The sequence below is a fragment of the Gracilibacillus dipsosauri genome, from assembly GCF_003176895.1.
In the GTDB taxonomy this organism is placed as follows: domain Bacteria; phylum Bacillota; class Bacilli; order Bacillales; family Amphibacillaceae; genus Gracilibacillus; species Gracilibacillus dipsosauri.
Genome location: NZ_QGTD01000018.1, coordinates 11192 through 23330, shown reverse-complemented (window position 1 = coordinate 23330; position 12139 = coordinate 11192). Strand labels below are relative to the sequence as shown.

At 33.3% G+C, this 12139-nt stretch carries 9 protein-coding genes; all 9 read right to left on the bottom strand.

Annotated features, from left to right (window positions below; genetic code table 11):
* Window positions 1-5: 5 nt before the first annotated feature.
* Window positions 6-305, bottom strand: a complete 300-nt coding sequence (locus DLJ74_RS16280) for a hypothetical protein (RefSeq protein WP_054787641.1) — start codon at window positions 303-305, stop codon at window positions 6-8.
* Window positions 302-1486 carry a glycosyltransferase family 4 protein gene (locus tag DLJ74_RS16275; RefSeq protein WP_109985240.1) on the bottom strand — a complete coding sequence of 395 codons (1185 nt, stop codon included), beginning with the start codon at window positions 1484-1486 and terminating at the stop codon, window positions 302-304. Before DLJ74_RS16275 ends, DLJ74_RS16280 begins: the two co-directional genes overlap by 4 nt.
* A 141-nt stretch (window positions 1487-1627) precedes the next feature.
* Window positions 1628-4672, bottom strand: coding sequence for a glucosaminidase domain-containing protein (locus tag DLJ74_RS16270; RefSeq protein ID WP_109985239.1), 3045 nt, complete (start codon window positions 4670-4672; stop codon window positions 1628-1630).
* Window positions 4673-4690: 18 nt separating this feature from the next.
* On the bottom strand, window positions 4691-6058 hold the full coding sequence (locus DLJ74_RS16265) for a hypothetical protein (RefSeq protein WP_109985238.1): 1368 nt from the start codon (window positions 6056-6058) through the stop codon (window positions 4691-4693).
* A gap of 3 nt (window positions 6059-6061) precedes the next feature.
* Complete coding sequence (gene tagH, locus DLJ74_RS16260; RefSeq protein ID WP_109985237.1) at window positions 6062-6970, bottom strand: teichoic acids export ABC transporter ATP-binding subunit TagH; 909 nt, start codon at window positions 6968-6970, stop codon at window positions 6062-6064.
* Window positions 6971-6986: 16 nt separating this feature from the next.
* Window positions 6987-7802, bottom strand: coding sequence for an ABC transporter permease (locus tag DLJ74_RS16255; RefSeq protein ID WP_054860201.1), 816 nt, complete (start codon window positions 7800-7802; stop codon window positions 6987-6989).
* A gap of 24 nt (window positions 7803-7826) precedes the next feature.
* Entirely contained in the window at window positions 7827-9083 is a 1257-nt protein-coding gene (locus DLJ74_RS16250; RefSeq protein ID WP_109985236.1) for a nucleotide sugar dehydrogenase, read from the bottom strand.
* 30 nt (window positions 9084-9113) lie between these two features.
* Window positions 9114-10394, bottom strand: coding sequence for a glycosyltransferase (locus tag DLJ74_RS16245; protein ID WP_109985235.1), 1281 nt, complete (start codon window positions 10392-10394; stop codon window positions 9114-9116).
* A gap of 14 nt (window positions 10395-10408) precedes the next feature.
* A complete protein-coding gene (locus DLJ74_RS16240; protein ID WP_109985234.1) occupies window positions 10409-11602 on the bottom strand; it encodes a glycosyltransferase family 4 protein in 1194 nt (397 codons plus the stop codon).
* Window positions 11603-12139: the final 537 nt, after the last annotated feature.

Here is a 12139-nt window from a genome sequence, read left to right as displayed (position 1 = left end):
CCGACTCACTTTATTATGCTTTTGAGTTTCTTCTTAAAGTTTATATATTTCAACGTGAGCTTTCCTAACCATGTTACCTTTACCCGATGTTCAAATAATTTGTATTTTCTTAAATCCAATTCCAATTCTTTTATTCGTTTGTATGTTCTCTCATCCATTGGTGCTTCTTTTTCCAATAAATCCACAGTTAGTTTCATCATTTTATACATTTGATCTTCTAATTCGTCATACATCAATCTCCAATACTCTGCATCCTGTACCGATTGATGGAATTCATTCTTTTGCTCTTCTTTTTGAATAGTCAAGACAAAATCAACTCCAATTCTTTATTTATTACTACCTCTTGACTACATTTTTTCTCTATGCTGTCAGATGCATTTTTTGATAATTTTTTAAATAAGGAGCTATTAAAAAATAATCTCTCGATCATATCCGCTAAATCTACTGGATCTTCTGGTTTGGCTAATAAACCCGAATAATTGTGCGTTACAAACTCAGGTATAGCGGTAATATCAGATGAAATTGGAACTAGTCCACTCGACATTGCCTCACACATCGAAACACCTTGTGAGTCTAATCTTGTTGGACATAAGAATATTCCATATTCTTTGTGTAATTCAGAAATTTCATTCTGGTTTAAGAAAGATTTATGGAGTGTGACATTTTCGAAATTTCTTAAAGGTAGTAAAGTCTTTTCAAAAAGTTTACCTTCACCATAAAAGGCAAACTCAAGACGATCAAAATACGGTCTCTTAGACAATTCTAAGACGGCATCTACGGATTGATCATTAGCATACTTATGAGAAGCGTAAGGTCTAATAGAAAGCACCTTAAATCTTTGTTTTTCTGATTTCTCTTGATAATTGAACAAGTCAGAGTCAACTATATTTGGGATAATGGACGCATTTTGACTCACTGCTCTTGCATCACACTCTGCAATATGTTCTTTGAACCATTTAGACACATGAACAAATTGAAGGTTCAATTCCTTGGTTTGATATAGCCAATTCATTAATTTTAGTTGATTCTCATAAAAAGAATCCTTCATTTGAAGTATTCTTTTCAAATCATCTTTACTACTCATAAAATTAAACCATCGGCGGTGCCAAGCTTCTGCTTCAAATCCGTGCACCCAGATAATAATAGGCACATCTTGTGCAGAATCCATTATAGCATCAATCATATCTTGAGAAACGAAGTGTATAAGAATCTTACTATATTTTGTCTCTGAAAGTGTTGCATATAAGTCACTTTTTAGACCTCTGGATACGTGTACACCATCAAAAGTGTATTCTTCAAAAGTTTGAAAGGCTCCATGTAATACAAAAACTTCTACATCGAGACCTTTTGCTTGGTATGCTTTTACTCTTCTATGAATAAAACCATTTCTATATAATTGATCCTCATGAGGATACGCATTAGTTATAATTAAATATTTATTGTTCTTATCTTTGTTGTCCTGATCATTTTCTATTAACGAACTCATGTTTACCTCCAAGTTAGTTCAAACTATAATCACTCGAAATTATATCATATTAAAAATAGTTTTACACTATTTTATTAACTTCTGTACATAAAAATTAATATCGAATCTTTAAAAAGATTCGATATTAATGAGTAAGTAGTATTACTTAAAAGACGGGATATCTAAATGCATATTGTAATTATCTAATAGGTCAAATGTTTTACTTATCCTATTAACCTGCTTGTAAGCCCATCCGATATCAGTTGCATATTGATGTGGTGAATTGCTTTCACCAACAAAGAAACCAGGATTCCATTTCATCTTATAGAGGGTGTTTTGTTTATAGACACTACTTTTAATAAAGTCAGTACTTATAAACTTTGCACCACCATAAATTGCTTTATCTACATTAGTCCAACCAGCATTAAAGGCATATTCTGCTCCACATCGTTTTGCACACCCATCGTATGCCCCTATGCCATAAACATTGTAAACTACACTATCTGGCTTTTCTGCTGTAGTAGCTAACCTTACTTGAGTAACGCCATCCTCTACAATTGGTTTGCCTGAGCTATTTCTTTCAATCATTACTGGGATACCTGTAGCAAGCTCACTAGTTCCGTTACCAGTTTCTAATAATGAATGAGCAATTAAGTACACTTCATTGATGCCTGCATCTTTTGCTGCATTATAAAAAACTGATTGTTTACCAGTTAGAATACCTTTATTGACTAATAATTTAGCTAATTGAGATGTGCTTGTGTTGGAAAATAAATCCAATCTCAAAAATTGTAACCTTTGTACTGGATTATTAACAAAGTTTTTTGGATTCATATAATAATTCAGTTGATCTTTATCAGCTTTCATCCAGCCACCATAATTATTATATGGATTTTTTATTTTATACCAACTACTGTTCATTGAACTTATTCCAACTACCGTTACCTTTGCTCCTGATTGGATAGTCCCGTATGAATTCCCATTAGGAATATCTCTAACATGTAGGCTTGTTGCATTAACAGTTCCTGTAAAAGGATATCCACTTCCAGATCTCCTAATGTAATCCTTATGAACATATGCATAGGTGTGATCATCTGTTTGTGGATTATAAGTTAACTGTCTATTCACCATATCATTAAGCGAGATGTTATAATTGGTATAGTTATAAACATGATCAGAAACACCAGTCTCATAAAAATATCCAATTCTGTTTCCAATTAATACTCGGTACCAATTACCAACCTTATCAATAATTGGAATGGTTGTACCTTCTTCTACCCTTGCAAAAAGTACCATACCGCTAGTATTATCATAAATTTTCAAACCATTTCTGGCAATTAATTGTGTATTAGAATCCGACAAATTCGTATTCCAATTTGAAGCTGCATTGCTCGAGGAAGGCTGTGTAGATTTACTCCACACATATCCTACTTTATTACCGAATTTTATTTCATGCCAATCACCTTTTGAACCAGTTCTTTTATAAACTTGATTTTCTACTAGGTGACCTACTTTTTCAAGTGATCCTCCTACATTATGATATACAGGAAGATAGTCTTCGTTTACTCTAAAATAATTTTGGCTAGAAGTAAAATTAAAATTCACCCATTCTTTGTATACATACCCATATCTATTACCGAAAGAAACTTTTATCCAGTTTCCTGCAATTAGCTCATACGGATAAGAATTACCTTTACTTATTTGGCCAATTGGAATCATCTCACCTGAAGTATTATCATATACTACGGTATGGTCTTTAGTTGTAAAAGTCCCACTAGTGTTATTTGGGTTAGCTATAGATGCCATTTCATTTTCATTTGCAGGAATGGTATCATCGGACCAGACATAGCCTTGCTTATTCCCAAATTGAATTGCATGCCAATTACCTGCAGTTCCTATTCTTTTATATACCTCGTTTTTTCTCAATTCACCAACTTTAACTAAACTACCATTTTTGCTCTCATAAATTGGTAAACTATGAACCGTAACCTCAAAGTAGTTATCTGATGATACAAAATTTGGTTTTACACCGTTCTTATGGATATAGCCCACTCTATTAGCATAATTTACTTTATACCAGTTTCCAGCCTCACTAATAACTGGAAAATTGATGTTCTTAACTAACATTCCATAGGGTACTAGAGAACCGCTAGTGTTGTCATAAATAACCGCATTATTAGTCGTTGTTATGGTTCGATCACCATAATAATTACTGTTAGTAAAATTCTTTGGGAGATTACCACTAAATGGTGAAGTAGAATCCTTCCAAACATAACCTGATTGACCACCAAAATCTATAATGTGCCAATTACTTAAAGAACCAGTTCTTTTGTACACTTGACCTTCTCTTAATTCTGCCTGTTTAATCAAATTACCATTCTTATTAATATATACAGGTAAACTATAGACATTTACTTTAAAGTAATTTGTAGTAGATTGTGTCCAAATATCAACACTTTTAACAGAGAAGGTACTACTATCCGCTTCCTTTTTTTCGGAAGTAGTGGAACTTGATTTATCTTCCTTAGTAATTTGTCCATCCTCTATTGAGTCTTGATTAGAATCATCTTCAACAGAGTTAGTCTCTTGGTTTTTATTCTGAGTGTGATCATCTGATGACGGATCCTCTAGTTCATTTGACGTATTATTTTCTTGTTGCTGTTTTTGATCTTCCTCTGATACCTTCGACTCTTCTTCAACCAATTCCCCTTCACTATTCGATACCTTTTCATTTGGTTGACTAATTTTATAAGGAATACCAGCAATAAATACATATTCAGAGTCTTCTAAACTAAAGACCTCAAAATCTACTTGTTCTTTTAACGTAAATTCTGTTTCATTAAAATGCAATGTCGATTTGCTTTCAACATTTTTCTCAAGAGGTTCAGTATCTAATAGTTGATTAATGAATTCCTTGTCTATACCCAGTTCTTTTGAATCGTTCAGTTTAGTTACCTCATTTGCATCAATACGGAAGGTGTTACCATTAGTTTCAATGAGTAAATGCCCTTCCTCTTCTTGGGCAAATATTAGCGTATCTTTAGGTAAAACAAATAGATCATCAATCGATACTTCTTCTAGTAGTCTATAAAGCTGATACTCTTCTTCCGATTCATTCTGTGTTGATTCGGTGGTAGCAAACGATGGAGTTATCGTACTCAAGACTAGAAAAAGTATTAAAGAACAAGTAATAATTTTCTTTAACACCTGCTTAATCTCCTCCTTTTAAATGTTAATAGTGTGGCTAGTTTTTGTTACTATCTCCTTTGAGGTATTACGGAGAAAGACTCTAACTCGATAAGCGCCTGCCTTTTCAATAGGTAATTCGGAGCAGTCGTTATTACTATAGAGCACTTTCTTTATTACTATATTATCACAATACCAATAGAAAGCATACTCCAAATTTTCACCTATAGAGTCTACTTTTATCTTTGCTTTATTATTGTCAATTTTAAAATCTATGTCTGTTAAATACATTTCTGGGACCTGCGGTATATCTAATACTTTAGATAACTGAACTTTGAAATATTCCGGTGCAAAATACTTCAATTGTGAATGATCTACACCATCTACTAAATCGAAATCGTATGGATAATCTATCTTATCTAGGTAACTAATAAAAGGCTTAATATGAGAATCCTTACGTGAATCTTTTGTCCCAACCATTATCTTGATATTACCTTTAAAACCATTTCTATTATTAAACAATTTATAAATAGTATTATTAAGATAAGTTTCATCGGCATCTAGGTTATTTCCTAAAATATAATCTAACATATCTGGATGAAATCTCTTTAGAAATGTCCCTAAATACAAAGAAGGTGCCAGAGTTATAATATGACCAAATGAATATTTAGCTCCAAAATATAAAGCTGAGTACCCGCCTTTTGACGAACCCATTGAGATAATATTTTTCATTGGTATATTATACTTAGCACATATATTAAGTATAAGAGATATAACCGAATTCTCGATAGAGAAGTCCTTATTCCTACCTAAATAATAGGATCCTTTAGCACCAAAATCATCTAATATAAATAACTTATTTATCGGAATATCTTTAAGGGTGTCAATATAATTATAGTTATACACGTATTCCTTAGAAAAAGCAGAGAAAACTACTACCAAATGATTTGCATGCTGTGCCTCTTTTGCCTGAACAAAATGATACCTAATATCTTGGTTAGATTGAAATACGCTTTCTAATTCACTAGGACTTTTAAGTCTACTATTCAAAAAATCTCTATTCCTAAAGGTAATTTCGGTATGAATTTTGTCTCCAAATAATATGACGGTAAACGAATTTACCGTCGATTCTATATTAACTATTTCTTTACTATTTACATGGATTTCCAATTTCTTGCTATCATCTTTATAAAGTTCTATTATATCCCCTCTAGTATGAATATAATCAAAATCCTTTTCGTCTATTGTAAATCTAATTTCTACATAACTTCTTTGTTCTATTATAAAGTTTGTTTTGTAACCATCATTAATCTCTTCTAAACTTAAAAGCTGTTTAGGTTGATCTTCATTGTGATTCGAATGAAGTTGTACCTCATATTCGATATTCAATTGTTCGAATAATCCCATAAACTACACCCCCAGAATTAATAATATAGCCATAACAACTGGTGGAATCAATATTAGAATATTTTTTATTAACTCCAAAAAGCTTAATTTTTCTTGCTTATTTTTAACAGGTACTTTATTTTCTTGAATTTGCTTAGCTAGCATTTCATTTTTATGCTTCTTCTTCTCTTCTTTTGATAATTTATTAAACCACTTAGTAAAACGAACGTATTGGTCAATAATTTTATCAGATTCTCCCATCATTTTTATAGTACCATAATGTAGCCATATTACTCGGTCACAGAACTTTCTCATTTGACCAGCTGAGTGACTAATAAAAAATATTGTTTTTCCTTGTTCTTTGAATTCATTCATCTTATTCAAACATTTTTCGGTAAATGTAGAATCACCTACAGAAAGTGCCTCATCAATTATTAGGATGTCTGGATCAGTATGTACTGATATCGCAAATCCTAATCTAGATTTCATCCCACTTGAATAATTTTTTACAGGTTGGTAAATATAATCTCCAATATCAGCAAAATCTAATATGTCTGGCAATCTTTCTTCTATTTGCTTTTTAGTTAGTCCATGCATCATACATTTCAATTCCACATTTTCCAAACCAGTCAAACTTCCATTTAATCCAGCTGAAATCGCAATTAATGAAGGTTCTCCATTCATTATCACTTTACCTTCTGTTGGTTGAATTACCCCACCAAGAATATTAGATACAGTTGACTTCCCTGAACCATTTAGTCCAACAATACCAATGGTTTCACCAGGATTCACTTCAAATGAAACTTGATTTAATGCTACAAATTTTTTATTTTCTCTCTTCTTAGGCATTATGAGACTGGCGATTTTGTCTGACCTCTTTGAGTATAATTCAAAGACTTTAACAACATTTTCGAACACTACTTTTTTATTCACTTAAAAATCTCCTTAATTATAAGTAATCTACGAAATCTTTTCTGAATTTCAAATGTATTTTCGATCCAAAATATAATAAAGCAAGGGTCAGAGACCAAAAATATAATCCATAAACGACATCTTCAAAAAACCATTCCCCACCTAATATAGAGTTTCTAAAACCATCTATAATGTAAAAAAATGGATTAAGTTTCAGAATATTTTCGACTACTGGCCCAAATTTGTCCGTTACTAAACTTGTATCCCATAATATTGGAGTTAAATATAACAACATCCGCATCATAGATTGAAGAAACATTTGAAAATCCCTAACTAATGTTGAAATAGTTGAGCTCAGTAATGAAAAAGCAAATAAAAAAATGTATAAACAGATGAGATAATAAATAAACTGAAACATCTTTATTGAAGGCTCTACACCATATAGAATAGCTATTAAAGCTAATATACCAGTCATAATCATGTATTGAAATGAATTACTAAATATTCTAATAGTAGGAAGTAGACTGACCGGAAAATTCATTTTTGAAACAAGGCCAATTTTTTGATGGACACTGTTCGAACTCTGAACAATGGATGGACTAATAAAAAACCAAGGAATTAGTCCAATTATCAACCATAAAAAGTATGGTGTACCGTCAACGTCACTTCCTGCTCTTATAGTACCAAACACAAACCAATAAATGGCTATCTGTATTGCAGGGTTTAGAAATTGCCAGAATGTACCTAAATAATGAATTTGGTACATTCCTTTAATTTCAAATAAAGCCATTCGGTAAATTAGATCCCAATTATCTATTTGTTCTTTTAACACTTGAACTACTGGATTCTTCATTTAACATGCTTCCTTCAACTTATTTTACAAAAACTTATACAAGTTCCCATAATTCATATAATTTATCTCATCTGTCCACTCTTTCACGACATTTTTCGTATCAAATACCTGTTTCGTATTCATCTTGGCATAATGCTCACTTGTTAGTGATTTAAACTCGTTATGATCTGATAAGACAAGCACAAGGTCCGATCCATCTAACGCTTTTGCCAGATCTTTCTCTACAAAGCTTAGCTGCACATGTGGGTCATATGCTACTACGTCTAATTCAGGTTTTGCATGTAATGCTTCATAGATATCCATCGCCGGACTTTCACGAATGTCATCTACGTTACCTTTATAAGTTAAACCGAAAACGGTAATTTTCTTTCCATTATTTTTCGCCAATAATTTTTCTGCTACGTCCATCACGTATTCTGGCATAGAATTGTTGATTTGACGTGACAAGTTAATTAATTTAGCTGATTCTGGTGCTTTTGCGATAATGAAATATGGATCGACTGCAAGACAGTGTCCCCCAACACCTGGTCCAGGTGTGTGCAAGTTAACACGTGGGTGTTTATTAGCCATTTCAATTACTTCTAGCGCGTTAATCCCTAATTCTGTTGAAACCTTTGCTAATTCATTTGCTAAAGCAATGTTCACATCACGGAAAGTATTTTCCATTAATTTCGACATTTCTGCTGTTTTGGCTTGTGTCTTAATAATTTCTCCTTGAACAAAAGTTTCATAAACTTCTGCACCTTTTTCTGTACATGCGTCAGTGATTCCACCGACAATACGATTGTTGTAAATTAATTCATGCATAATTTGACCTGGAAGAACGCGTTCTGGACAGTGTACTAAGAAAATATCCTCGCCAATGGTGTAACCAGCTTCTTCTAGACGTGGCTTTACACTATCATCCATTGTTCTCGGTGCAATCGTTGATTCTACGATTACCGTATTTCCTTTTTCTAGTACAGGAAGAATGCTTTCTATTGCAGATAATACATACGTTAGATCACATGATTTATGCTCGTCATCATTGTTTGGTGTTGGTACAGCAATGATAAAAGTATCTGCTTTTTCTGGTTTAAGCTGTGCTTTAAATGTACCTTTATCGATTACTTCTTCTAATGCTTCTTGTAAACCTGGCTCTTCTATATGAATTTTTCCATTATTTAATGATTCAATAACATTCTCACTAACGTCAACTCCGACAACATTCACGCCATGCTTTGCAAACATGATAGATGTTGGTAAGCCGATATATCCTAACCCTACTGTACATAAATTCATTTATAGTACTTCCTTTCTTTTTTCCGATAATTAAAACTGTCGATAAACCTCTAATAAATTAGCTTGTTCCTTCTCCCAATTATACTGCTTTCTCGCAGGAATACAATTCTGGCTAAACAATTCCCGTTTTTCAGGATTATTTAAGATATAGTTAACTCCTCTTGCAATATCATCTGGATTATGAGAGTCAACGGTCACACCAATCTTATTATCCTCTACTACTTTTTTGATTTCAGGAAAATCACATGCCACAACAGGCACGCGAGCCATCATATATTCAAAAAGCTTATTAGAGGAAGCAGAGTAGTGATTAAAGCATACGTTATTCAGCACCTGGAATCCTAAGTAGCCATTTTTCGTATATTTTGGAAGTTCTTTCAATGGTACTTTTGGCAAGAATTTAATACCATCCTCTAAATTCCGTTCTTTCACCATTGCTTGTAGCTTTTCCTTGATTCTACCATCTCCAATAAAAACGAGCGTTCCTTCATCAAATTGTGGGTATGCTTCCACTAATTTTTCTAGACCTCGTCCTGTTTGGATACCACCCTGGTAAAGTAGAATCTTCTCATCTTCTGGCAGACCTAATATTTTATGCAGATCTACTTTTTCTGTTTCTTCACTATTTTGTTCAGTTGGATAGTTGTGCAATACATAAGGATAGAAGCCATATAAATCTTCATTGTACTTCGCCCTTGTGTCATTCTCCACCATCATCGAATCCATGCGATTAATGAAAAATTGTTCAAATTTCTTATACCACGGGCTGTCATAGCCTGTACGGCTTGTCTGAACCTCGTGGGAATCATAGATTAGTGGTTTTTTCTTCAAACGCCATTTCGCACTAACATAGCCTTGAGGCATTGTATTTAAATCATTGGAATGATAAATATCATAGTTTCCTCTATGACCTTTCCACATCATTCGTAAGATGAGTGCTCCTCGAACCCAAACGATTCTTGCCTTTGTCTTTAATAATACACCTGCGAGAATGGTTAAAGGGATAATCACCCATGGCAGCAAATAGACTAGAAAAGCCCAAATGATAGCCATTGGCAGGATAGGCCACTTTTTGCCAACTGTAAATCGATAAAGCTTTTGTAGTGCTAATAATGTACTTGGATATCGTTTCATACGATAGACACGAAAATGCTCATTAATTTCTTCATATTTCTTTACATTCGGATCACTCGGATCATCTATACAAATAAGCTCTACATCATAGCCATTTTGTGATAAGGATGTGCATTCTCTCATAACTCGAGCATCGTTTGTAAAGTGATTCCAAACAAACATACCTACTCTTTTCATCTATTTAACCCTCTTTATTCTATAATATCTACCAATCGTTCTATATTATGCTCCCACAGGAAATGTTTTGTAACTGTTGTTAAACAGTTTGCCTGCATTCTAGCTAAAAGCTCTTGATCTTCCTTTAACTCTAACACTTTTTCTAGCATAAGTGTTGTATCATTTGACGAAAAGGCATAGCCTGTCTGATTTTCCCTAATCAGATCTGCTGCGATTCCTTTAACGCCTGCAACTATCGGTGTTTGACAGGTCATATAGTCTAAGACCTTACCTGGTAATACGGTCGAAAAAACCTCGACATCATTTAAAAAGGCAATGCTGACATGGCTTTTTCGTATGAGCTCTAAGCTCTTTCTTCTCGTGGTTGGCTTGTGTACTTGGACATTGGTTAATTGTTTATCCGTCAAAAATTGCTTGAATTCTTTTGTTTTCATTCCATATCCTAATACATCAAAGTGAATGCCATGCTCGTGTAGCTGTTGTGCTACTTGCTTTAGACGATCAATATCCTGTGCGAGTCCAAGATTTCCAGCATAGACGACACGGAATTCTTCATCTAAAGGGCTTTTTTCAATTAATTCTTTTTGACGAGGTCCATTTGGTAGAAAGACAATTTTCTTTTGCTTTTTTAGCTTTTCTTGTATATGGGAGGCAAACCCCTTACTATTAATAACGATTAAATCTGCCATGTGATACATTTTTTTCTCAACAAACTGAAAAAATCGAATGATCCATTTTTGGTCAAATGATTTAACACCTGTTAAGCTATCAGGCCATAAATCTCTTACCTCTAAGATTATTTTTGCTTTCATCGGTCTTCTTAACAGCCATGCAGAGAACACGATAAAAATTGGAGGTGTGGATACATATAGATAGTCATATCCATCCTTTCTTCTTCTCCATAGCTCGAAAATAAAACGATACATAATCTCTAAATAAAAAAAGAGCCTACTAATTAGTTTGTTCGTAAATTTCCTGCTCTTTATCGGTAATCGTGTGATTTTATCTGTTTGCTTATTTACATCCTCATCGTCCCAAAATGTTCGATCCTTGTACATGTTTTTATTGGGGTAGGATGGTTCTATTGTTAACACCTCTACTTGCACATCTGCCTTTGATAGTAATTGAAAAATATTCTTCATTCTATTACCAGCACTACCAATAGCAGGATAGAAGTTTTGTGTTAAAATTAATACTTTTTTTGGCATCTGTCAATCTCCTACATTAGGACACAATTTTATCTATCACAATATTACATTTTACGATAAATTTACGGTATTGGCAATTGACAAATATAATGTTACATAATTTGAAATAATTTGATCATAGAATGTTTGAAAATGATAGCATTTTAGCTGTTTAGTAGAGAATTGTAACTGGATTGAAATGATGGTTAGGGGTTGGGTTGCTTTTGGTATGCTTTTCATTTAAATGGCACTTCACACTGAAAAGGTTTTTTTCGATCTTAAGTATTTTAACAGGAGGCTTTCGCGCTAAAGTGACCTTTGTGCCTTTATAAACTGCAGTTCAACTAGTAGTTCTCTTCGAAATGACTGTTATCGCTCTTATAAACTTCATTTCAAACGAGATCTCAAGCAAAAATAATCTTTATCACCTTTATAAACTGCAGCTCAATCAGCAGTTCACACCGAAATGACTGTTATCACTCTTATAAACTTCATTTCAAACGAGATCTCAAGTAAAAATAACCTTTATCGCCTCTGTAAACTGCAGTTCAACCAGCA